General features: G+C 73.2%; 20 protein-coding genes. 6 read left to right on the top strand and 14 right to left on the bottom strand.

The window, feature by feature from the left end:
* Positions 1-27 precede the first annotated feature (27 nt).
* Positions 28-900 (bottom strand): alpha/beta fold hydrolase, encoded by an 873-nt coding sequence (locus ABT296_RS15715; RefSeq protein ID WP_351927416.1) that lies wholly within the window; start codon positions 898-900, stop codon positions 28-30.
* A 540-nt stretch (positions 901-1,440) separates the two neighbouring features.
* Positions 1,441-2,133 (bottom strand): iron-dependent transcriptional repressor DtxR, encoded by a 693-nt coding sequence (locus tag ABT296_RS15710; protein WP_351927414.1) that lies wholly within the window; start codon positions 2,131-2,133, stop codon positions 1,441-1,443.
* Between the two features lie 303 nt (positions 2,134-2,436).
* On the opposite strand from ABT296_RS15710, the gene ABT296_RS15705 reads away from it, so the two are divergent.
* A complete protein-coding gene (locus ABT296_RS15705) occupies positions 2,437-3,192 on the top strand; it encodes an SIS domain-containing protein (protein WP_351927412.1) in 756 nt (251 codons plus the stop codon).
* Between the two features lie 76 nt (positions 3,193-3,268).
* On the opposite strand, the gene ABT296_RS15700 is transcribed toward ABT296_RS15705, so the two are convergent.
* Together ABT296_RS15700 and ABT296_RS15695 are read right to left on the bottom strand one after the other, a co-directional pair.
* Positions 3,269-4,666 carry a PAS domain-containing protein gene (locus ABT296_RS15700; RefSeq protein ID WP_351927410.1) on the bottom strand — a complete coding sequence of 466 codons (1,398 nt, stop codon included), beginning with the start codon at positions 4,664-4,666 and terminating at the stop codon, positions 3,269-3,271.
* 143 nt (positions 4,667-4,809) lie between these two features.
* Complete coding sequence (locus tag ABT296_RS15695) at positions 4,810-5,256, bottom strand: GNAT family N-acetyltransferase (RefSeq protein WP_351927408.1); 447 nt, start codon at positions 5,254-5,256, stop codon at positions 4,810-4,812.
* A 519-nt stretch (positions 5,257-5,775) separates the two neighbouring features.
* On the opposite strand from ABT296_RS15695, the gene ABT296_RS15690 reads away from it, so the two are divergent.
* Positions 5,776-6,750: an isopenicillin N synthase family dioxygenase gene (locus ABT296_RS15690; RefSeq protein ID WP_351927406.1), complete on the top strand. Its 975-nt coding sequence runs from the start codon at positions 5,776-5,778 to the stop codon at positions 6,748-6,750.
* 38 nt (positions 6,751-6,788) lie between these two features.
* Here ABT296_RS15690 and ABT296_RS15685 read toward each other — a convergent pair whose 3' ends face one another.
* Entirely contained in the window at positions 6,789-7,889 is a 1,101-nt protein-coding gene (locus ABT296_RS15685; RefSeq protein ID WP_351927404.1) for a citrate synthase 2, read from the bottom strand.
* A gap of 299 nt (positions 7,890-8,188) precedes the next feature.
* Here ABT296_RS15685 and pdxH point away from each other — a divergent pair, with 299 nt between their 5' ends.
* Positions 8,189-8,857, top strand: a complete 669-nt coding sequence (gene pdxH, locus ABT296_RS15680) for a pyridoxamine 5'-phosphate oxidase (protein ID WP_453169306.1) — start codon at positions 8,189-8,191, stop codon at positions 8,855-8,857.
* Positions 8,858-8,874: 17 nt separating this feature from the next.
* Here the strand turns inward: pdxH and ABT296_RS15675 are convergent, their stop codons facing one another.
* From ABT296_RS15675 to ABT296_RS15635, 9 genes are all read right to left on the bottom strand, one after another.
* Positions 8,875-9,492 (bottom strand): TetR/AcrR family transcriptional regulator, encoded by a 618-nt coding sequence (locus tag ABT296_RS15675; protein WP_351927400.1) that lies wholly within the window; start codon positions 9,490-9,492, stop codon positions 8,875-8,877.
* Positions 9,480-10,214: an enoyl-CoA hydratase family protein gene (locus tag ABT296_RS15670; RefSeq protein ID WP_351927398.1), complete on the bottom strand. Its 735-nt coding sequence runs from the start codon at positions 10,212-10,214 to the stop codon at positions 9,480-9,482. The genes ABT296_RS15675 and ABT296_RS15670 overlap by 13 nt, the downstream gene beginning before the upstream one ends.
* On the bottom strand, positions 10,211-11,779 hold the full coding sequence (locus ABT296_RS15665; RefSeq protein ID WP_351927397.1) for a 4-coumarate--CoA ligase family protein: 1,569 nt from the start codon (positions 11,777-11,779) through the stop codon (positions 10,211-10,213). The genes ABT296_RS15670 and ABT296_RS15665 overlap by 4 nt, the downstream gene beginning before the upstream one ends.
* A gap of 45 nt (positions 11,780-11,824) precedes the next feature.
* The gene (locus ABT296_RS15660; protein WP_351927395.1) at positions 11,825-12,958 is read right to left on the bottom strand and encodes an acyl-CoA dehydrogenase family protein; all 1,134 of its coding nucleotides are present in this window, start codon (positions 12,956-12,958) and stop codon (positions 11,825-11,827) included.
* Between the two features lie 81 nt (positions 12,959-13,039).
* A complete protein-coding gene (locus ABT296_RS15655) occupies positions 13,040-14,881 on the bottom strand; it encodes an acetyl/propionyl/methylcrotonyl-CoA carboxylase subunit alpha (RefSeq protein WP_351927393.1) in 1,842 nt (613 codons plus the stop codon).
* Between the two features lie 5 nt (positions 14,882-14,886).
* Positions 14,887-16,485, bottom strand: a complete 1,599-nt coding sequence (locus tag ABT296_RS15650) for an acyl-CoA carboxylase subunit beta (RefSeq protein ID WP_351927391.1) — start codon at positions 16,483-16,485, stop codon at positions 14,887-14,889.
* A complete protein-coding gene (locus ABT296_RS15645) occupies positions 16,482-18,161 on the bottom strand; it encodes an acyclic terpene utilization AtuA family protein (protein ID WP_351927389.1) in 1,680 nt (559 codons plus the stop codon). Before ABT296_RS15645 ends, ABT296_RS15650 begins: the two co-directional genes overlap by 4 nt.
* A complete protein-coding gene (locus ABT296_RS15640; protein ID WP_351927387.1) occupies positions 18,158-18,973 on the bottom strand; it encodes a TIGR03084 family metal-binding protein in 816 nt (271 codons plus the stop codon). The genes ABT296_RS15645 and ABT296_RS15640 overlap by 4 nt, the downstream gene beginning before the upstream one ends.
* Positions 18,974-19,254: 281 nt before the next feature.
* On the bottom strand, positions 19,255-20,202 hold the full coding sequence (locus ABT296_RS15635) for an EamA family transporter (RefSeq protein ID WP_351927385.1): 948 nt from the start codon (positions 20,200-20,202) through the stop codon (positions 19,255-19,257).
* Between the two features lie 190 nt (positions 20,203-20,392).
* Here ABT296_RS15635 and ABT296_RS15630 point away from each other — a divergent pair, with 190 nt between their 5' ends.
* The 3 genes from ABT296_RS15630 to ABT296_RS15620 all read left to right on the top strand — a co-directional run bounded on the left by ABT296_RS15630 (position 20,393) and on the right by ABT296_RS15620 (position 21,845).
* Positions 20,393-20,677 carry a hypothetical protein gene (locus ABT296_RS15630; RefSeq protein WP_351927383.1) on the top strand — a complete coding sequence of 95 codons (285 nt, stop codon included), beginning with the start codon at positions 20,393-20,395 and terminating at the stop codon, positions 20,675-20,677.
* Between the two features lie 27 nt (positions 20,678-20,704).
* Positions 20,705-21,325 (top strand): helix-turn-helix transcriptional regulator, encoded by a 621-nt coding sequence (locus ABT296_RS15625; protein ID WP_351927381.1) that lies wholly within the window; start codon positions 20,705-20,707, stop codon positions 21,323-21,325.
* A gap of 94 nt (positions 21,326-21,419) precedes the next feature.
* Positions 21,420-21,845, top strand: a complete 426-nt coding sequence (locus ABT296_RS15620) for a nuclear transport factor 2 family protein (protein WP_351927379.1) — start codon at positions 21,420-21,422, stop codon at positions 21,843-21,845.
* The last annotated feature ends 3 nt before the right edge of the window (positions 21,846-21,848 follow it).

Below are 21,848 nucleotides of genomic sequence, written 5' to 3'. Positions count from 1 at the left end.
GCGCGCGCCGGAGGGCCGCGCGGCCCGTCAGCGGGCCCGTACGGCGTCCAGGAAGGGCTCCACGGCGGCCCGCCAGGCCTCCGGCTGGTCGTAGTGGACCAGGTGCCCGGCGTCGGCGACCTCGGCGTACTCCCCGCTGGGCAGCACCCGCACCATCTCCTGCGCCTCGGCCCGGCCCAGCTCGCCGTCCAGGCCGCGCACGACCAGCGCCGGGCAGCGGACCTGGGTCAGCTCCTCCCAGTGCGCGTCGTACACCCAGGTCTCCCGGGAGCGCAGCATCTGCTCGGGCTCGAAGACCGGCCGCCAGCCGTCCTCGCCCTCCTGCATGACCTCGGCGTAGAACTCGCCGCGCGCGGGGTTGGGCCGCTCCACCCAGGGGTCGTCCTCGCCGAACCACTTGCGGACGTCGGCGAGGGTCGCGAAGGGCAGGGGCCAGGACTTGAACCAGTCCGCCCACTCCCGCTGGGAGGCCGCGCCGAGCGCGGAGGCCCGCATGTCGCAGATGATCACGCCGCTGACCAGGTCGGGGCGTTTCGCGGCGAGCTGCCAGGCGGTCAGGGCGCCCATCGCGTGCCCGATCAGCACGGCCGGTGCGAGACCGAGCTGCTCCAGCGCGGCCTCCGCGTCCTCCACGTACGCCTCGCGCGTGAACGCGGCCTCGGCCGGCTTGCCGCTGCGGCCGTGTCCGCGCTGGTCCAGCGCGACCGCGCGGTGCCGCTCGGAGAGCCAGCGCGCGGTGGCGGCCCAGTGCGAGGCGCGGCCCATCAGCCCGTGCAGTAACAGCACGCCGTGGCCGGGCTCGCCCTCGGAGGCCGTCCGGTCGGTCTTGGGCGGGTCGCCGAACTCCCAGGCCGCGAGGCGTACCCCGTCCGTCCCGGTCACGTCGATGCGCCGTGCCATAGGTGGCACCCCCCTAGCTCCGCCTGCCGTTGCCGTTGCGTCGGTCACGCGAGCCTCGCGTGGTGTGAGTGGTCCGTGTGTCCCGCGCGACGTGCGTGTCGTTCTCTCCAGCGCACATCGTGCGTGCCACATCACCCGCAGATTATCGAACCCCTATTCGAAAACGCTCTCTTGCCCGACAACACCCCTCGTTCGAGTGACCTCCCTCAAGGATTGACCGCTGCGCCCGAGGGGAGATCTTCAACGGGAGGCGGACCGCTCGGGGATGACGGTCCGAGGGGAATGACCCTGGGAGCTCGGGGCTCCGGGTCAGCACTGGGGAGGACAGGCCCCGGCGCCGTAAGGCGCCGGGGCCCTCCACACGTCTGCGGCGCATCTCTCCGCCCCCTCAGGTCATATGCCCCACGCGACAGCCTCGCACGCGAAGCGCCGGAGCGCTGCGATTCGACGGACTGGCCCCCGTATTCGACGAGTTCGCGCCGGTCGCCTCAACTACCCCTGCAACAGCAGGAGTTACCCCGCGCGGACTGCCGGGCAAACTCAGCGCTTGGCGACGAAGACATGCGAGGCGACCTCGGACTCCAGCTCGGCCGCCTCCCCGCCGCTGCCCACCAGCACCCCGCCGGCCGACTCCGTCACGCTGACCACGGAACCGGGCTGTACACCCGCCCGGCGCAGCGTGTACATCAACTGGGCGTCCGTCTGGATCGGCTCCCCGATCCGGCGCACCACCACGGTCTTGCCCTCGGAGCCCGGGTCCAGGTCGGCCAGCGACACCATGCCCTCGTCGAGGAACGGGTCGGCGCCGTCCTTCTCGCCCAGCTCCTCCAGACCCGGGATCGGGTTGCCGTAGGGCGACTCGGTCGGGTGCCGCAGCAGCTCCAGGACGCGGCGCTCCACGGCCTCGCTCATCACGTGCTCCCAGCGGCAGGCCTCGGCGTGCACCTGCTCCCACTCCAGGCCGATCACGTCGACCAGCAGACACTCGGCGAGCCGGTGCTTGCGCATCACCCGGGTGGCCAGGCGGCGGCCCTCGTCGGTCAGCTCCAGATGCCGGTCGGAGGCGACGGACACCAGGCCGTCCCGCTCCATCCTGGCCACCGTCTGGCTGACCGTGGGCCCGCTCTGGTCGAGTCGCTCGGCGATCCGGGCACGCATCGGGACCACCCCTTCCTCTTCCAGTTCGAGGATGGTGCGGAGATACATCTCCGTGGTGTCGATCAGTCCGGACATACGTGCCCCTCGATGAGATGCCGGAAGCGCGACAGCTTCGCGGCGCGTGCGCTGGCCCTGGCCTCAATTCTGACGCATAGCGCTGACAACCGTGCCGCGCCGTTGAAACCAACGGGTTTCGCCCGTGCGGACGGCTCCGCACGCCGCTCCCCCGCCCGCGCCCGCCGGGCCCCCTCCGCCCCGTCCGGCGCCCTCCGACCCACCCCACCGCCGTATTGACACCACAGTGGTCCAGACCGCACCGTGATCCGCGACACAGATCACCACCGCCAACGCCATCCGCACGGCAAAGGGGACCCGCGCATGAGCGAGAGCAAGCTGGCCGGCCAGTTCTTCGACGCAGCGATCGGGCTCCTCAGGACGGTCCGCGACGAGGAGGGCGAGAACATCGAGGCGGCCGGCGAACTCCTCGCCGACACCGTCGAGAACGGCGGTCGGCTCTTCGCCTTCGGCGCCGGGCACTCCTCGCTGGCCGCCCAGGACGTCGTCTACCGCGCGGGCGGCCTCGCGCTGATGAACCTGCTCACCGTGCCGGGCGTCGTCGGCGTCGACGTGATGCCCGCGACCCTGGGCTCCGCCCTGGAGCGGGTCGACGGACTCGCCACCGTGGTCCTGGACACCTCGCCCCTGCGCGCGGGCGACGTCCTGATCATCATCTCGCTGTCCGGGCGCAACGCGCTGCCCGTGGAGATGGCCATGACCGCCCGCGAGCGCGGCATCAAGGTCATCGGCGTGACATCCGTGGCGTACGCCTCCGAGACCACGTCACGGCATGTCTCCGGCACCTACCTCAAGGACCACTGCGATGTGGTCCTTGACTCCAGGATCGCCGTCGGGGACGCCGAACTGACCCTGGACACCGTCCCCGCGCCGTTCGCGCCCGCCTCCACCGTCGTCACCTCCGCGCTGCTCCAGGCCGTACTGGCCACCGCCGCGGGCGCGCTCGCCGACCGGGGCATCGAGCCGCCGCTGCTGCGCTCGGGCAACGTGGACGGCGGCCACGAGTGGAACGGCAAGGTCATGGACGAGTACGGCGACCGGATCTTCTACCAGCGCTGACGCAGGCTCTAGGGCGTGTTTCGAAAGTCCCGCCTGCCCCCCCTTCGGGCGGACGACGGGACTTTCGAAACACGCCCTAGGCGGACCCCGCCAGGTCCAGGGCCGCCGCGATCCGCGCGGCCACGTCCTCCGCGTACACCGTGTCGGAACGCTCGAAGGCGTTCCGGCCGCCGCCCCGCAGGAACGTCACGACCCCCAGCGTCCGGCCCCGGCTGCGCAGCACCGCGCACAGCGCGTGCACCGAGTCCGACGGCCACTGGCGGGCCTGCGCCCAGATCCGCGCCTGCTCCGGCGGCACCGTGCCGACACCGGCCCGCACCGAACCGGCCCGGGCCACGCACTGGAGCGCCGGGTGCCCCTCCGGATAGCGCACGGGCAGGCCGGCCGCGCCGGTGGGCAGGCTCGGGCCGGGCGGACCGGAGGGCGTGACGGCGGTCCGGACCAGGCGGACCGGGCCGGCCGCGTCCGCGTCGCTCAGCGGGCCGCCCGCGACCCGGTCGACCAGGGCGTGGTCGGCGAATCCGGCGAGCGCGAAGTCCAGATGCACGGTGGCCGCCTCCTCCGGGTCCTCGCACTCCGCGGCGGCCCGGGCGGCCCGGTGCATCTGATTGCTCCGGAACCGCAGCAGCGCCGCCTCCTGCTCGGCCTGCTTGGCCTCCGTCACGTCCTGGAAGAGCCAGCCCACCCCGAGCGGCACCGGCTCCTCCGCGAGCGGGGAGGCCAGCCGCACGAACCCGCAGCGCCAGCAGCGCCGCTGCTCGCCCTCAGCGGCGCGCACACTCACCCAGATCTCGGCGGGCGCGGGGGGAGCGCCCTCCGCGAGGACATGGGTGAGCGCCGCCTCCAGCTCCTCCACCCCCTGCGCGAGCAGCTCCCCCAGCGGGCGGCCCAGCACGGACGTACGGCCGATGCCCAGGGACCGGGCGGCGTGCGCGTTGACGACGGCGGGGCGCAGGTCGGCGTCGACCAGCACGACCCCCCAGGAGGCGTCCTCGAAGAGGGCCTCGCTGAGCGCGATGGAACGCTCCAGGTCGATCTGCGCGTGCACCTCGCTGAAAGCGCAGTACACACCCGCGGGCTTGCCGTCGGGTCCGCGCACCGCGGCGGACTGGGTCCGCACCAGTACCCGGCCGCCGTCCTTGGTCAGCAGCGCGAACTCGTGCACCTGACGTCCGGGGGCGTCCATGGCGGACATCAGCCGCTCCTCGACCTCCTCGGCGTCGGCGCTGCGCACGGCCCACCCGGCGAACCCCGGCCGCCCCACGGCCTCGGCCGCACTCCAGCCGAGGATCCGCTCGGCCTCACGGTTCCAGTGGGTGACGGCGCCGTCGGCGTCGAAGGCGCACAGGGCCGCGTCCATGCCGTCCAGCAGCGCGGCGAGCAGATCGGAACCGCCCGAGCCCTCGGGACCGGCCCGCTCGGGTTCGTCCGGCCCCAGCTCGTCGGTGGTCCCACTACGCCGGGAAGCACTCACCTGGACCCCCTGCCAAGCCGCGTCCGCACACATACGGTGCGGCGGTTCGCCCACTAACAATCATTCAACTCGAACGTGACGCAGCACACAGCGGGTTCCCGCAAGATTGAGGGAATCGTTGCGCGCCGACGACGTCGTACCACTCATGACTCAAGTCTGAGCGTGAGCCAGACCTCGGTCTCGTCCTCGGGCGGCACGTACCGCTCCACCTCCACGAACCCACGTTTTCCGGCGAACCGCACCCCGTCGGCGTTGGCGGCGAGCACGACCGTGCGCACCTCCTTCGCGCCCAGCCCGAGCGCCTGCGCCAGACAGTGCTCGTACAGCGCCGCCCCGACCCCGCGCCCCCGGTACTCGGGCAGCACGCGCGCGATCACCGTCGCCACGCCCCGCTCCCCGTCCGGCGGCCGCACGGTGGAGCACCCCACGAGCACGTCCCCGAGGTAGACGTTCTCCAGCCGGTGCCGCCCGACGCGCTCCCGCACCTCGTCGGCGCTCAGCTCGTCGGGCGGCACGACGACGTTGTGGACGTACCGCCACTGCTCCCGCATGCGGTCACCGTCCACCGGCACGACACGAAGATCATCCACACCCTGGGTCTCCCCCCGACGCGTACACCTCAATCACAGAACCGCATGTCAGAAGCTGCTGACGGCCGGCGCGGAAAAAGCGGTTGAAGGCGCGTCGCACGGTTTCTAAGGTGTGACCCACGTAGGAAAGGAGGTGATCGGGTTCATGATTGACACCCGGACGTACGAGGTGGCTGCGGGCTAGCGGCCCGTCATCCCACTCAGTGCGGTGCCGGACCGGCACGCGACAGCGTGTGCAGCCGGCCCAATCCCAGCAGTCACCCGACCCGCGAGCTCGCCGGTACGTCCGGCCGGCCCTTCCGCCCCGGCGGAGGACCCGAGCTCGCGGGTCGTCTGCGTTGCGGGAGGAATTCCGGGTGTGACGTGCGCCATCCGGAAATGTTGCGGTCCCCAGTATCCTGGCCGCATGATCTCGCTCGTTCGACGTCGCCACGTGGACTTCCTCCGCGTCACGAGCATGGGCTGTCGGCGCTTCCTCTGAACCCAGCGCCCCCGTCCCTTTCCTGCCCAGGACGTCCCATGCAGCTTCCGATCATCGATCTCTCCGCCCCCGATCTGCACGCGCGGCTGCACAGCGCCGCCCATGACGTGGGGTTCTTCCAGCTCGTCGGGCACGGTGTCGGTGCCGAGGAGACCGAGCGGCTCCTGTCCGCCATGCGGAAGTTCTTCGCGCTGCCCGAGGCCGAGCGGCTGGCGCTCGACAACGTCGGCTCGCCCCACTTCCGCGGCTACACCCGCACCGGCGACGAGCGCACCGGCGGCGCCCGGGACTGGCGGGACCAGCTGGACATAGGCGCGGAGCGGCCCGCCCGGGTCCCCGGTCCCGGCGAGCCCGCCTACTGGTGGCTCCAGGGCCCCAACCAGTGGCCGGCCGCCCTTCCCGAGCTGCGCGCGGCCGCGCTGGAGTGGATCGACCTGCTCAGCGGGGTCGCCCAGCGGCTGCTGCGCGAACTGCTCACCGCCATCGGGGCGCCCCCCGACTTCTACGACCCGGTCTTCGGCGACCGGGCCCATCCGCACCTCAAGCTCGTCCGGTACCCGGGCAGCGCCGGGGACGGCGGCGACCAGGGGGTCGGCGCCCACAAGGACTACGGGTTCCTGACGCTGCTCCTCCAGGACCGGGTGGGCGGGCTCCAGGTGCAGCGGGCGGACGGGCTGTTCCATGACGTGCCGCCCGTGCCCGGCGCCTTCGTCGTCAATCTCGGGGAGCTGCTGGAGGTGGCGACCGACGGCTACCTGGTCGCCACCAACCACCGGGTGGTGTCGCCGCCCGGGGCGACCGAGCGCTTCTCGGTGCCGTTCTTCTACAACCCGAGCCTGGACGCGCGGGTGGAGCCGGTGCCGTTCCCGTACGCGTCCGCGGCGCCGGGCGTGAGCGCGGACCCGGGCAATCCGCTCTTCGCCGAGTACGGCTTCAACGAGCTGAAGGGCAAGCTGCGGGCGCATCCGCTGGTCGCGGAGCGGCATCACCCGGGGCTGCTGACGCCCGCGTGACGTGCGGGGCGCCCCCGGCGGGGGCGCCCTCGTCCGGCTCAGCCGGCGATGTCGCCGTAGCCCTCGATCTCGCGGGGGTCGCGGGTGCCGGGGCCGGTGTAGCGGGCGGAGGGGCGGACCAGGCGTCCGGTGCGCTTCTGCTCCAGGATGTGCGCCGACCAGCCGGCGGTGCGGGCGCAGGTGAACATCGAGGTGAACATGTGGGCGGGGACCTCGGCGAAGTCCAGGACGATCGCCGCCCAGAACTCCACGTTGGTGGCGAGCACCCGGTCGGGGCGGCGGGCGTGCAGTTCGGCCAGCGCGGCCTTCTCCAGCGCCTCGGCGACCTCGAAGCGGGGCGCGCCCAGTTCGCGGGCGGTGCGGCGCAGCACACGGGCGCGGGGGTCCTCGGCGCGGTACACCCGGTGTCCGAAGCCCATCAGGCGTTCGCCCTTGTCGAGGGCCTGCTTCACGTACGCCTCGGCGTCGCCGGTGCGCTCGATCTCCTCGATCATGTACAGCACGCGGGAGGGGGCGCCGCCGTGCAGGGGGCCGGACATCGCGCCGACGGCGCCGGAGAGGGCGGCGGCCACGTCGGCGCCGGTGGAGGCGATGACGCGGGCGGTGAAGGTGGAGGCGTTCATGCCGTGCTCGGCGGCGGAGGTCCAGTAGGCGTCGACGGCCGCGACGTGCTTGGGGTCCGGCTCGCCGCGCCAGCGGATCATGAAGCGTTCGACGACGGACTGCGCCTTGTCGATCTCCCGCTGGGGCACCATCGGCAGGCCCTGGCCGCGCGCGGACTGGGCGACGTAGGACAGGGCCATGACCGCGGCGCGGGCGAGGTCGTCGCGGGCCGTCTCGGCATCGATGTCGAGGAGGGGTTTGAGGCCCCAGACCGGTGCCAGCATGGCCAGCGCGGACTGCACGTCGACGCGGATGTCGCCGGAGTGGACCGGGATGGGGAAGGGTTCGGCGGGCGGCAGGCCGGGGTTGAAGGCCCCGTCGACGAGCAGGCCCCAGACGTTGCCGAACGAGACGTGACCGACGAGGTCCTCGATGTCGACGCCGCGGTACCTGAGCGCGCCGCCCTCCTTGTCGGGTTCGGCGATCTCCGTCTCGAACGCGACGACTCCTTCGAGTCCGGGTACGAAGTCGGACATCAGGCGGCTCCCTCGTGATGTGTGCGACGGATGGTGTTGTGGGGGCGATGGTGCGGACCGTGACCGGTACGGCGGGAAACGGCTCTGTGCCCGGTGGATCCGCGGTCCCGGCTCCGGAGGCTCGCGGTCCTGTGCGGTATCCCTGTGATGCCCCGTGCGGCGGGCGGTCACCCAACTGCGACGCCATCTCAACGATAGCCCTGAGTGCCACTCTTAGGGAGGGGTTGCGGCACTGAGTGCCACGCAGTGACGAAGGACACCGTGCCGGGCGGGCGGCGTGGATGGGGCAAGATGACGGCGTGACCGACCGAGACGCCGTATCGCCGGATCCCGCCGCGATGCGCAAGCAGTACCGGGCCGCGGGCCTCGCCGAGGACGAGCTGGCGGCCACGCCGCTGGAGCAGTTCGCGCGCTGGTTCAAGCAGGCCGCGAGCGAGGCGCATCTCTTCGAGCCGAACGCCATGGTCGTGTCCACCGCCGACGCGGAGGGCCGTCCCAGCTCGCGCACCGTGCTGCTGAAGCAGTTCGACGAGCAGGGTTTTGTGTTCTACACGAACTACGACTCGCAAAAGGCCCGTGATCTGGCGGAGAACCCTTACGTCTCGCTGCTGTTCCCGTGGCATCCGATGGCCCGGCAGGTCATCGTGCGGGGCGTGGCGCGGCGCACCGGCCGGGACGAGACGGCCGCGTACTTCCGGACCCGCCCGCACGGCTCCCAGCTGGGGGCGTGGGCCAGCGCCCAGTCGCAGGTGGTGCCCACCCGGGCCGAGCTGGACGCCTCGTACGCGGAGCTGTCGGCCCGGTATCCGCAGGGCGAGCAGGTTCCGGTGCCGCCGCACTGGGGCGGTTTCCGGGTGGCGCCGCAGTCGGTGGAGTTCTGGCAGGGCCGGGAGAACCGGCTGCACGACCGGCTGCGGTACGTGACCCGGCCGGACGGGAGCTGGCGGGTGGAGCGGCTCAGCCCTTGAACGCGGGCGCCGGGCGCTCAGTCCCTGGTGCCGAGGGTGGTGTCGAGCAGGGCGGCCCACTGGGCGACGACCCGCTCGCGGCGGGCCCGGTCGTCGGTGAGCAGGTTGGCGAGGCCGAGCCCGCGGGCCATGTCGAGCAGTCCCTGCACGCTCTCCCGGGCCCCCGGCGCGGACTCGTCGGCGCCGAGCAGCTCGACGGCGATCCGGTGCGTCTCGCGCCCCACGCGGGCCTCCAGCTCGGTGACCTGCGGGCGGAGCTGTTCCTCGTTGGAGGCGGCGACCCACAGGTGCAGGGCGGCGCGGAAGAGGGGCCCGGTGTAGAGGTCGACGAGGGCGGCGACGACGGCCCGCCGGTCCTGCCCCGGGCCCTGCGGGAAGAGGTCCCGCAGGGCGGTGGAGCGTTCCTCGGCGACGTATTCGACGGCGGCCGTGAACAGGTCCTCCCGGGTGGGGAAGTGGTGCTGGGCGGCGCCCCGGGAGACGCCGGCCCGTTCGGCGACGACGGACACCGTGGAGCCCGCCCAGCCGTGTTCGGCGAGGCAGGCCACGGCGGCCTCCAGCAGCCGCTGCCGGGTGGCCCGGCTGCGGTCCTGCTTGGGCACGCGGTCGCGTTCCGCGGTACTCACACCACCCATGAGGGATCCCGTCGCTCCAGGAAGGCCGTCATCCCCTCCCTGGCCTGCGGGGCGGAGAACAGCCGGGCCGAGAGCGCGGTGAGGTCGGCCGCGTCCCGGTCGAATGACTCCAGCACCCTAGCCGTGAGCAGCCGCTTCGTCTCGGCCAGGGCCTCGGGGGCGGAGCGCCTGAGCCCGTCGAGGACGGGTGCGAGGACGGCGTCCACGTCCTCGCCCGCGGCCGTGACCAGGCCGGTGCGGGCCGCCTCGGTGGCGTCGAAGCGCTCGCCGGTGAGGTAGAAGCGGGCGAGGGCGCGGGGGTCGGTGCGCGGGAGCAGCGGCAGCGAGATGACGGCGGGGGCCACTCCGATGCGTACCTCGGTGAAGGCGAAGCTCGCCGTGTGCGCGGCGGCGGCGATGTCGCAGGCGGCGAGCAGGCCGAGGCCGCCGGCGCGGACGTGTCCGGTGACGCGGGCGACGACCGGCCGGGGCAGTTCGACGATCTGCCGGAGCAGGGCGACGAACGCGTCCGGGGGCGGCGGGTCGCGCAGGTCGGCGCCGGCGCTGAAGGTGTTGCCGGTGTGGGTGAGCAGGACGGCGCGGACGCCGGGGTCCTTGGCGCAGTCGGCGAGCGCGTCGGCGAGTTCGCCGACCAGGGCCGCCGACAGGGCGTTGCGGTTGTCCGGCGAGTCCAGGCTGAGCGTCCGCACCCCGCGTTCGAGGCCGCCGCCGATGAGGGTCACGCGCGCTCCCTCAGTTCACGGCGGAGGATCTTCCCGGAGGCGGCGCGGGGCACGGCGTCGAGGAAGACGACCTCGCGGACCCGCTTGTAGGGGGCGACCCGCTCGGCGACGTGCATCATGACCTCGCCCTCGCCGAGCTCGCCGGCCGTGGGCTGGCGGACGACGTAGGCGCGGGGTATCTCGTTGCCGTTGTCGTCGTACACGCCGATGACGGCGGCGTCGGCGATGCCCGGGTGGGTGAGCAGCAGGGCCTCCAGTTCGGCGGGGGCCACCTGGAAGCCCTTGTACTTGATGAGTTCCTTGACCCGGTCGACGACGAACAGCCAGCCGTCGGCGTCGACATGGCCGACGTCCCCGGTGTGCAGCCAGCCGTCGGGGTCGATCAGCGCGGAGGTCTCCTCGGGGCGGCCGAGGTAGCCCTTCATCACCTGGGGGCCGCGGACGAGGATCTCGCCGGGTTCGCCGGTGCCGAGGTCCTTGCCGGGGTCGTCGAGGGAGACGATCCGCATCTCGGTGCCCGCGATGAGCCTGCCGACGGTGCCGGGGGGCGCCTCGGCGACGGCGTCGAGGGGGACGACGTGGCTGCCCGGGGAGAGTTCGGTCATGCCGTACGCCTGGCCGATCGGGGGCAGGTTCAGACGGCGGGAGCAGGCGGCGGCGAGCGCCGCGTCGAGGGGGGCGGCGGAGCAGATGAGGTACTTCAGGGACGACAGGTCGTAGTTCTCCACCGCGGGGTGCTTGGCGAGGGCGAGGACGATCGGCGGGGCCACGTACAGCGCGGTGATGCGGTGGTTCTGGATGGCCGCGAGGAAGGTCTCCAGGTCGAAGCGGGGCAGGACGACGACGGTGGCGCCCTTGCGCAGGGGCGCGTTCATCAGGGCGGTCAGGCCGTAGATGTGGAAGAAGGGCAGGACGGCGAGGACGCGTTCGCCGGGGCCGGCGGTGACGGCCGCGTCGAGCTGGACGAGGTTGGTGGCGATCTGCCGGTGGGTGAGCATCACCCCCTTGGGGGTCCCGGTGGTGCCCGAGGAGTACGGCAGGGCCGCGATGTCCTCGGCCGGGTCGATGTCGATCTCGGGTTCGGGGGCGGTGGAGCCGAGCAGGTCGATCAGCGAGCGGTGTCCGGGCGCGCTGTCGCAGACGAAGATCTCCTCGACGCCGCCCGCGAGTTCGGCGGCGCGCCGGGCGGTCTCCAGCAGGGGCGAGACGGTGACGATCCAGCGGGCCGCGCTGTCGCCGAGCTGCCGGGCGAACTCCTCGGGGGTGGAGAGCGGGTGCACGGTGGTGACCGAGGCGCCCGCGCGGGTGGCGGCGTAGAAGGCGGTGGGGAAGGCCACGGTGTTCGGGCTGTGCAGGGCGAGGACGTCGCCCTTGCGCAGCCCGGCCTCGGCGAGGCCCGCGGCGACCCTGCGGTGGAAGGCGTCCACCTGGGCGTAGGTCAGGGTGGTGCCGTCGGTGCCGTCGATCAGGGCGGGTGTGTCGCCGAACCCGGCGGCGCCGCCCAGGACGAACTCGTGGATGGGCTGGTCCACGGGGGTCACGTCTGCGTACTCGCTGCGGAACATGGGGCCTCCTCGCACAACGCTGTGCCGGTCGGAACACGGGGCCGATCAGTACGACTTGGGCAGACCGAGGGTCTGGTGGGAGACGTAGTTGAGAATCATCTCCCGGCTCACCGGAGCAATACGGGCCACACGGGAGGCGGTTATCAATCGCGCGAGGCCGAATTCCCGGGTGAGGCCGTTTCCGCCGAGGGTGTGCACGGCCTGGTCGACCGCCTTCACACAGGCCTCGCCGGCCGCGTACTTGGCCATGTTGGCGGCCTCGCCGGCGCCGACGTCGTCCCCGGCGTCGTAGAGGTGGGCGGCCTTCTGCATCATCAGGCGGGCGAGTTCGAGGTCGATGTGCGCCTGGGCGAGGGGGTGGGCGATGGCCTGGTGGGAGCCGATGGGCGCCTTCCACACGGTGCGTTCGCGGGCGTAGGAGAGGGCCTGCGCGAGCGCGTGGCGGCCCATGCCGATCGCGAACGCGGCCGTCATGATCCGCTCGGGGTTGAGGCCGGCGAAGAGCTGGAGCAGACCGGCGTCCTCGTCGCCGACGAGCGCGTCGGCGGGCAGCCGTACGTCGTCGAGGGTGAGTTCGAACTGCTTCTCCACGGCGTCGAGTTCCATGTCGATCGCACGCCGGCCGAAGCCCTCGGCGTCGCGCGGGACGATGAACAGGCAGGGCTTGAGGCTGCCGGTGCGGGCGTCTTCCGTACGGCCGACGATGAGGGTGGCGTCGGCGATGTCGACGCCGGAGATGAAGACCTTCCGGCCGGTGAGCAGCCAGTCGGTGCCGTCCCGGCGGGCGGTGGTGGTGATGCGGTGGCTGTTGGAGCCGGCGTCGGGCTCGGTGATGCCGAAGGCCATCGTGCGGGTCCCGTCGGCGAGGCCGGGGAGCCACTGGCGCTTCTGGTCCTCGGTGCCGAAGCGGGCGATGACCGTGCCGCAGATGGCCGGGGAGACGACCATCATGAGCAGGGGGCAGCCGGCCGCGCCGAGCTCTTCGAGGACGATGGAGAGTTCGGCGATGCCCTCGCCGCCGCCTCCGTACGCCTCCGGCAGGTTGACGCCGAGGTAGCCGAGTTTGGCCGCCTCGGCCCAGAGGGCCTCTCGGTCGTAGTCGCGGCCGTGGCGTTTGCCCAGGGCGGCTACGGCTGCGCGGAGGGCTTTGTGTTCTTCGGATTCGATGAGGGTGGTCACTGTGCTCCTTCGGGCTGCCGGGTTGTCGGTGGCTGGTCGCGCTCACGCGGCGGAGCCGCACATCGATACGGTCCCGCGCCCCTAGGCGGGTTCGACCACCGCCAACAGGTGACCGACCGTCACCTGCTGTCCTGGGGCCACTTCCAGGGCCGTCAGTGTTCCGGTGGCCGGGGCCGTGATGCGGTGCTGCATCTTCATCGCTTCCAGCCAGATCAAGGGGTCGCCCTCCTTGACCGTCGCGCCCACTTCCAGGCCCTCCGCCACGCGGACGACCGTGCCCGGCATGGGGGCCAGGAGGGAGCCGGGGGCGTGCTGGGTGCCGGGGGCGGGGAAGCGGGGGAGGGCGCGCAGGGCGGTGGCGTTGACGTACACGTCGTCGCCGTACCGCGCGACCTCGAACTTGCGCTGCACGCCGTCCACTTCGAGGACGACCAGGCTCGCGTCGGCGTGTACGACGCGGGCTCCGTCGGTCTGGAGGCCGTCGCGGGTGTGACGGTAGTGGGCCTCGTGCTCCTCGCCCGCCATCGTGTAGCTCTTGGTCTGCGGCCGGGAGGGCACGTTGCGCCAGCCGCCGCCGAAGCGGGAGCGGCCGTGGGCGTCGGCGAGGGCCGCCGCCAGCGGGGCCAGGGGGTCGGGCGGCCCGCCGAGGGCGGCGAGGTGGCGGTCGAAGAACCCGGTGTCCATGCGGGCGGAGGTGAACTCCTCGTGGCGCAGGGAGGCCAGGAGCAGGGCCCGGTTGGTGGTGGGGCCGTGCAGGGTGAGGCGTTCCAGGGCGCCGGCGAGTGCGCGCAGCGCCTCGGCACGGGTGGGGGCGTGGGCGATCAGCTTGGCGAGCATCGGGTCGTAGTGGACGCCGATCTCGTCGCCGTCGGTGTACCCGGTGTCCAGGCGGACGCCGTCGGGCGCGGTGAGGCGGTGCAGGGTGCCGGTCTGCGGGGCCCAGTCGCGGGCCGGGTCCTCGGCGTAGAGGCGGGCCTCGACGGCGTGGCCGCTTAGGGCGGGCGGGTCCTGGGCGAGGGCCTCGCCCTCGGCGACCCGGAGCTGCTCGGCGACCAGGTCGAGGCCGAAGACCTCCTCGGTGACGGGGTGTTCGACCTGGAGGCGGGTGTTCATCTCCAGGAAGTGCGCCCGTCCGTCGGCGACGAGGAACTCGACCGTGCCGGCGCCGACGTAGTCGACCGAGCGGGCGGCGCGGACGGCCACCGTGCGCAGTTCCTCGTCGAGTTCGGCGGACAGGCCGGGCGCCGGGGCCTCCTCGATCACCTTCTGGTGGCGGCGCTGGAGGGAGCAGTCGCGGGTGCCGAGGGCCCAGACCGTGCCGTGGGTGTCGGCGAGGATCTGCACCTCGACGTGGCGGCCGTTCTCGACGTACGGCTCGACGAACACCTCGCCGTCGCCGAAGGCGCTCGCGGCCTCGGCGGCGGCGCCCTCCAGTGCGGCGGGCAGTTCGTCGAGGCGGCGTACGACGCGCATGCCGCGTCCGCCGCCGCCCGCCGCGGCCTTCACCAGGACCGGCAGGTCGGCCTCGGTGACGTCGGCCAGGGGCGCGATGCCGAGGAGCTGCTTGGCGCGGGTCTTGGACGCCATCGCCTCGATGGCCTCGGGAGGCGGTCCGATCCAGGTGAGTCCGGCGTCGAGGACGGCCCGCGCGAAGTCGGCGTTCTCGGAGAGGAAGCCGTAGCCGGGGTGGACGGCGTCGGCGCCCGCGGCGAGGGCCGCCTTCACGATCAGGTCGCCGCGCAGATAGGTGTCGGCGGGGGCCGCGCCGGGGAGCCGTACGGCGGTGTCGGCCTCGCGGGTGTGCAGGGCGCCGGTGTCGGCGTCGGAGTGCACGGCGACCGTGCGGATTCCCAGGCGGCGGCAGGTGCGGAAGACGCGGCAGGCGATCTCGCCCCGGTTCGCGACCAGTACAGAAGTAATCATTCGTCTCACATCCGGAAGACGCCGAAGCCGCCGCGCGCGCCCTCGTAGGGCGCGGTGTGCACGGCGGACAGGCACAGGCCGAGGACGGTGCGGGTGTCGCGCGGGTCGATGACGCCGTCGTCGTAGAGGCGTCCCGAGAGGAACATGGGCAGGGACTCGGACTCGATCTGCTGCTCGACCATCGCGCGCAGCGCCGCGTCCGCCTCGTCGTCGTAGGGGTGGCCCTTGGCCGCCGCGGACTGGCGGGCGACGATCGAGAGCACCCCGGCGAGCTGCTGGGGGCCCATGACGGCCGACTTGGCGCTGGGCCAGGCGAACAGGAACCGCGGGTCGTAGGCGCGCCCGCACATGCCGTAGTGCCCGGCGCCGTAGGAGGCGCCCATCAGGACCGACAGGTGCGGGACGCGGGAGTTGGACACCGCGTTGATCATCATCGCGCCGTGTTTGATGATGCCGCCCTGCTCGTACTCCCTGCCGACCATGTAGCCGGTGGTGTTGTGCAGGAACAGCAGGGGGATGTCGCGCTGGTTGGCGAGCTGGATGAACTGGGCGGCCTTCTGCGACTCCTCGCTGAACAGCACGCCCTGGGCGTTGGCGAGGATGCCGACGGGGTAGCCGTGCAGGCTCGCCCAGCCGGTGGCCAGGCTGGTCCCGTACAGGGGCTTGAACTCGTCGAAGTCGGAGCCGTCGACGATCCGGGCGATGACCTCGCGCGGGTCGAAGGGGGTCCGCAGGTCGCCGGGGACGATGCCGAGCAGTTCCTCGGCGTCGTACTTGGGCGCCTCGGCGAGTGGCGGATCCGGGTACGCCTTGCGGTGGTTGAGGCGGGCGACGACCCGCCGCGCCTGGCGCAGCGCGTCCCGCTCGTCGACGGCGAAGTAGTCGGCGAGGCCGGAGACGCGGGCGTGCATCTCGGCGCCGCCGAGGGATTCGTCGTCGCTCTCCTCGCCGGTGGCCATCTTGACCAGCGGGGGCCCGCCGAGGAACACCTTGGCGCGCTCCTTGACCATGATCACGTGGTCGGACATGCCGGGGACGTAGGCGCCGCCCGCGGTGGAGTTGCCGAAGACGACGGCGACGGTGGGGATGCCGGCGGCCGACAGCCGGGTGATGTCCCGGAAGATCGCGCCGCCGGGGATGAAGATCTCCTTCTGCGAGGGCAGGTCGGCGCCGCCGGACTCCACCAGGCTGATGCAGGGCAGCCGGTTGGCGAGGGCGATGTCGTTGGCCCGCAGCGCCTTCTTCAGCGACCAGGGGTTGCTGGCGCCGCCGCGCACGGTGGGGTCGTTGGCGGTGATCAGGCACTCCACGCCGGAGACGACGCCGATCCCGGTGACCAGGGAGGCGCCGACGGCGTAGTCGCTGCCCCAGGCGGCCAGCGGGGAGAGTTCGAGGAAGGGGGTGTCGGGGTCGAGGAGCAGTTCGATGCGTTCCCGGGCGAGCAGCTTGCCGCGCCCCCGGTGCCGCTGGACGTACTTCTCGCCGCCGCCCGCCAGGGCCTTGGCGTGCTCGGTGTCGAGGTCGGCGAGCTTGGCGAGCATCGCCTCGCGGTGGGCCCGGTACTCGGGGCCCTTCACGTCCAGCGCGGACGACAGGACGGTCACAGCAGAACCTCCGGGATGTCCAGGTGGCGCGAGCGCAGCCACTCGCCGAGCGCCTTGGCCTGGGGGTCGAACCGGGCCTGGGCGGCGACTCCGGCGCCGAGGATGCCCTCGACGACGAAGTTGAGGGCGCGCAGGGCGGGCAGGGCGTGCCGGTGGACGGTCAGTTCCGCGCACTCGGGCAGCAGCTGCCGGAACCGCTCGACGGTGAGTTCGTGGGCGAGCCAGCGCCACTCCTCGTCGGTGCGGACCCACACGCCGACGTTGGCGTCGCCGCCCTTGTCGCCGCTGCGGGCCCCGGCGACCCGCCCGAGCGGGGCGCGGACGGTGGGGCCGGGCGGCAGCGGCTCGGGAAGCGGGGGCGCGTCCACGTCCTCGAGTACGCGGGTGTCGTCGGGCGGCGTGACGTCGATCCGCCTGCCGTCGTCGAGGACGGCCGCATGGGGCACGGTGTCCTGGGCGACGTACTCGGCCTCGAAGACGCCGTAGGGGGCGCCCTTGCCGGGTGGGGCGAGGACGTGGAAGCCGGGGTAGCCGGCGAGGGCGAGTTCGATGGCGGCCCCGCTCAGCGCCCGGCCGACGGCCGCCTGGTCGGGGTCGCGGACGACGAGCCGCAGCAGGGCGCTCGCCGTCTCCTCGGTGTCGGCGTCGGGCCGGTCGGTCCGGACGAGTTCCCACCGGACCTCGGCGGGCGGCGACTTGGCGAGCGCGTCGGTCATCTGGGCGCGCACCAGCTCGGCCTTGGCCTCGATGTCGAGCCCGGTGAGCACGAAGACGACCTCGTTGCGGAAGCCGCCGAAGCGGTTGACGCCGACCTTGAGCGTCGGGGGCGGCGCCTCCCCGCGCACCCCGTGGATCCGGACCCGGTCGGGCCCGTCCTGTTCCAGCCGGACGCTGTCCAGCCGGGCGGTGACGTCGGGTCCGGCGTAGCGGGCGCCGCCGGTCTCGTAGAGGAGCTGGGCGGTGACGGTGCCGAGGTCGACGAAGCCGCCGGTGCCGGGGTGCTTGGTGATGACGGCGCTGCCGTCCTCGTGGATCTCGGCGAGCGGGAAGCCGGGGCGCAGCAGGTCCCGGGGCCGCTCGCCGAAGAAGGCGTAGTTCCCGCCGGTGGCCTGGGTGCCGCACTCCAGCACATGACCGGCGACGACGGCGCCGGCGAGCCGGTCGTGGTCGCCGGGCCCCCAGCCGAAGTGGGCGGCGGCGGGCCCGGTGACCAGGGCGGCGTCGGTGACCCGTCCGGTGACGACGACCTCGGCGCCCCGGCGCAGCGCGGCGGCGATGCCGAAGCCGCCGAGGTAGGCGTGGGCGGCGAGGCTGCCGGGGTGGCCGGCGGTCAGGTCGTCGCCCTCGACATGGGCGACCCGGACGGACAGGCCGAGCCGCCCGGCCAGCTCCCGTACGGCGTCGGCGAGCCCGGCGGGGTTGAGTCCGCCGGCGTTGGCGACGATCCGCACGCCGCGCTCCTGGGCCAGTCCCAGGCTCTCCTCCAGCTGCCGCAGGAAGGTGCGGGCGTAGCCGGCGGCGGGGTCCTTCAGCCGGTCCCGGCCGAGGATCAGCATGGTCAGTTCGGCGAGGTAGTCGCCGGTGAGGACGTCGAGTTCACCGCCGGTGAGCATCTCGCGCACGGCGTCGAAGCGGTCGCCGTAGAACCCGGAGGCGTTGCCGATCCGCAGGGTCACCGGCCGTCCCCCTCGGCCGTGCGGCCGTCCCTCTTCGCCGTTCGGCCCTCACCCGGTGGGCCGGCGAACGCCTGGGCGATGTCCAGCCAGCGGCCGGCGTCCTCTCCTTCGGCGCGTACGGCGAGGTCGACGCGGTGGGCGCGCCGGGTGACGAGGAGGCAGAAGTCGAGGGCGGGGCCGGTGACGCGCTGGGCCGCGGTCTCGGGACCGTAGGCCCACACGTCGCCGCCAGGTCCGGCGAGTTCCACCCGGAACTCCTCGGCGGGCGGGGTCAGTCCGCGCACCCCGAAGGCGTAGTCGCGGGCCCGTACCCCGATGCGGGCCACATGCCTGAGCCGGTCGGTGGGGGTGCGGACCGCGCCGAGGGCGTCGGCGACGTCCTGGCCGTGGGCCCAGGTCTCCATCAGGCGGGCGGAGGCCATCGAGGCGGCGGCCATGGGTGGCCCGTACCAGGGGAAGCGGGTGCCGGGCGGGGCGGCGCGCAGGGCGTCCTGCAGGGCCTGCCGGCCGGAGCGCCAGTCGGCGAGGATCCGGTCCGGCGGGCGGGCGGCTCCCTCGTCTGCGCCCTCGTCGACGAAGCGGTCGGGGGCCGCGAGGGCCTTCTCGACCTCCTTGCCGAACGCCTCGGCGTCGGTGGCGGCGAGCAGGGCGGCGTGGTCGGTCCAGGCGAGGTGCGCGATCTGGTGCGCGATCGTCCAGCGGGGGGCGGGAGTGGCGAGGGACCACTGGTCCGGGCTCAACTCGGCCACGAGCCGGTCGAGTTCGTCGCTCTCCGCGCGCAGGTCGTCGAAGACGGGCGTCGGGTCGGCCATGACGGGGAGCATGGCAGCGGGCCCAGAAACAATCAAGCGTGCTTGCATTAATTTCTTCGGGGGCCGCGAGGGCTTCGGGGCGGCGGTGTGTCGCCGCGGGGGCTGTGGAGCTGCGGTGTGTCGCCGCGCGGGGCGGCGGGGCGGGGCCCGCCGCGTGCGGCACGGCGCGCGACTCCGGGGACGCCGCCCGGAAAACGACCGCCGCCGCGGCGGAGAGCCTCGCTCTCGGCCGCGGCGGCGGTGGGGGTGGGGGCGGGCGCCCGGGGCGCGCCCGGCGCTCGTCAGGACACCGGTTCCGCGAGGGCGGGCTTGGCGCGGCCCACCTGGGTCCGTACCGCGCCCATGCTGGCCGCGATGACCAGGGCGATGGCGAGGGCCTGGTACGCCGAGAGGGCCTGGTCGAGGATGAGGAAGCCGGCCGTCGCCGCGATGGCCGGCTCCAGCGTCATCAGGATCGCGAACGTGGACGCGGGCAGCCGGCGCAGGGCGAGCAGTTCGAGGGTGTACGGCAGTACGGAGGAGAGGATCGCCACCGCGGCGCCGAGCGCGAGCGTCGTCGGGTCCAGGAGCTTCGCGCCGGACTCCACCACGCCGAGCGGCAGGAACAGCACCGCGGCGACCACCATGGCGAGGGCCAGCCCGTCGGCCTGCGGGAACCGCCGGCCGGTGCGCGCGCTGAAGACGATGTACGCCGCCCACATCACGCCCGCCGCCAGGGCGAAGGCCACACCGGCCGGGTCCAGGCCGCCGAAGCCGCCGCCACCGAGGAGGAAGACGCCCACGAGGGCGAGGCCCGCCCACAGGAGGTTGATCGCGCGGCGGGAGGCGAAGACCGACAGCGCCAGCGGGCCGAGCACCTCCAGGGTGACCGCGGGGCCCAGCGGGATCCGGGCGACCGACTGGTAGAAGAGGCCGTTCATCGCGGCCATGGTGAGACCGAAGACGACGACCGTGCCCCAGTCGGTGCGGGAGTGCCCCCGGAACCTGGGCCGGCAGACCACGAGCAGCACGACCGCCGCCACCGCCAGCCGCAGCGTGACCACGCCGAGCGCGCCCGCCCTGGGCATCAGGGTCACCGCGAGGGCGCCGCCGAACTGGACCGAGACGCCGCCGGCCAGCAGCAGACCGACCGGCCCGAGAGAGCCCCGGCGGCCGGGGGCGCCGGCCGGCGCGGGTGCGGCGGTGGCAGTCGGCGCGGGTGCGGAGGTAATGGCGTCGGGGGTGCTCACGGGCGGTCCAGGTGCTCGGGATCGTTCATCCTGATGTACTTCCGCGTCCAGGGTAATGGACTCGGTCAGGTGTGTGAAGCCGGATTGGGGCTGTCCCGCGCCAGGCCCCGGGCGCGGGCGGAACACAGGGGAGCCACAGGGCGTTCCTTCACCTCGACACCAGAGCGAGCATCCGACCGGGGGGACTTCCGTGAGCCTGGCCCAACTGGGGCTGAGTACCGAGCAGGAGCGGCTCTACCCCTACCTCTTACGCACCCTGAACCCCGATCTCGACGGGGCGCGCGCCGAACTCGGCATGCCCGAACCGGCGCGGGTCCTGGACGAGCTGCGCGAGCTGGGGCTGGTGGACCGGACGGCGACCGCGGTCACCCCGGCCGCCGCCGTCGATCTGCTGGTCCGGCGGCGCATGGCGGAGACCCAGCGGCGGCTCACCGAGCTCAGCGTCGCCTGGGACGTGCTGTCGGAGCTGACCTAGGAGCACCGCAGCGGGCGCAGCGTGCAGATGGTCGAGCACCTGACCGACGGCTCGTCCGTGAGCCGCCGTATCGACGACCTGCTCGGCGGCGAGCCGCGTGAGTTCGTGCACATGAAGCGGCGGGCCCGCGAGCAGAGCAACAAGGTCTACGACCCGGCCCCGTTCCGGCGGCTGCTGGCCGCCGGGCTGCGCAGCCGGACCCTGTTCGCCGCCGAGACCCTGGAGGACCCGGAGCAGGCGGCGTACGCCCGTTCCTCGCACGCCATGGGCGACCTGCACCGGGTGACCGTGGAGCCGTTCCGGCACCTGGCGGTGGTCAACGGCTCGGTCGCCTTCGTCCAGGCCGATCCCGCCGACCCCTTCGCCGGGGCGCTCCAGATCCGCCAGCCGGGGGTGGTGGCGATGCCGGCGGACGTGTTCGAGGGCATGTGGGCGCGGGCGCGTGAACTGGACGACCTGCCGCTGTCCCCCATCGAGCAGCGGGTGCTGCGCGCGCTCACCGAGCACGGCACCGACGAGGCCGGGGCGCGGTCGCTGAACGTGTCGGTGCGCAAGTTCCGCTCGCACGTCGCCGACCTGATGGCACGCCTCGGCGCGTCGACCCGCTTCCAGGCGGCCCTGCGCGCCAAGGAACTCGGCTGGCTGTGACCGGGCGCCGAACGGGTGTGTGCATGATCCTGCACGCCGGCGTGCAGCCGGTTCCCCTGCCGGGTGGGGCGGGCCCGCGGACAGGCTGGTCCGTATGGACCGATCCGACATCATCGACACCTGCACCCGGATGGCCTGGTACGCGGATCTGCGCGACTGGGACCGGCTGGCCGCCGTCTTCGCCGACAAGGTGACGCTCGACTACACCAGCCTCAACGGCGGCGAGCCCGTCACGCTCGAACCCGGGCAGATCGCGGCCGCCTGGCGGGAGGGCTTCAGCCGCTACACCGCCACCCAGCACCTGCTCACCAACCACCTCGTGACCGTCGACGGCGACGGCGCCGTGTGCACGGCCGCCTTCCACGCCACGCACCACGGCAGCTCGGACCTCGGCGCGACGCTGTGGACGCTGGGCGGCACCTACCGCTTCGACCTGGTGCGCACCGCCGGGGGCTGGCGGATCGCCGGCCTGGTGATGACCGCTGTCTGGGGCGACGGCAACCGCGCGCTGGCTCCCTGAGAA

Origin of the sequence: Streptomyces sp. NPDC000983 (assembly GCF_040299205.1) — a bacterium.
Lineage (GTDB): Bacteria > Actinomycetota > Actinomycetes > Streptomycetales > Streptomycetaceae > Streptomyces.
This window is presented reverse-complemented; position numbering and strand designations above follow the sequence as displayed.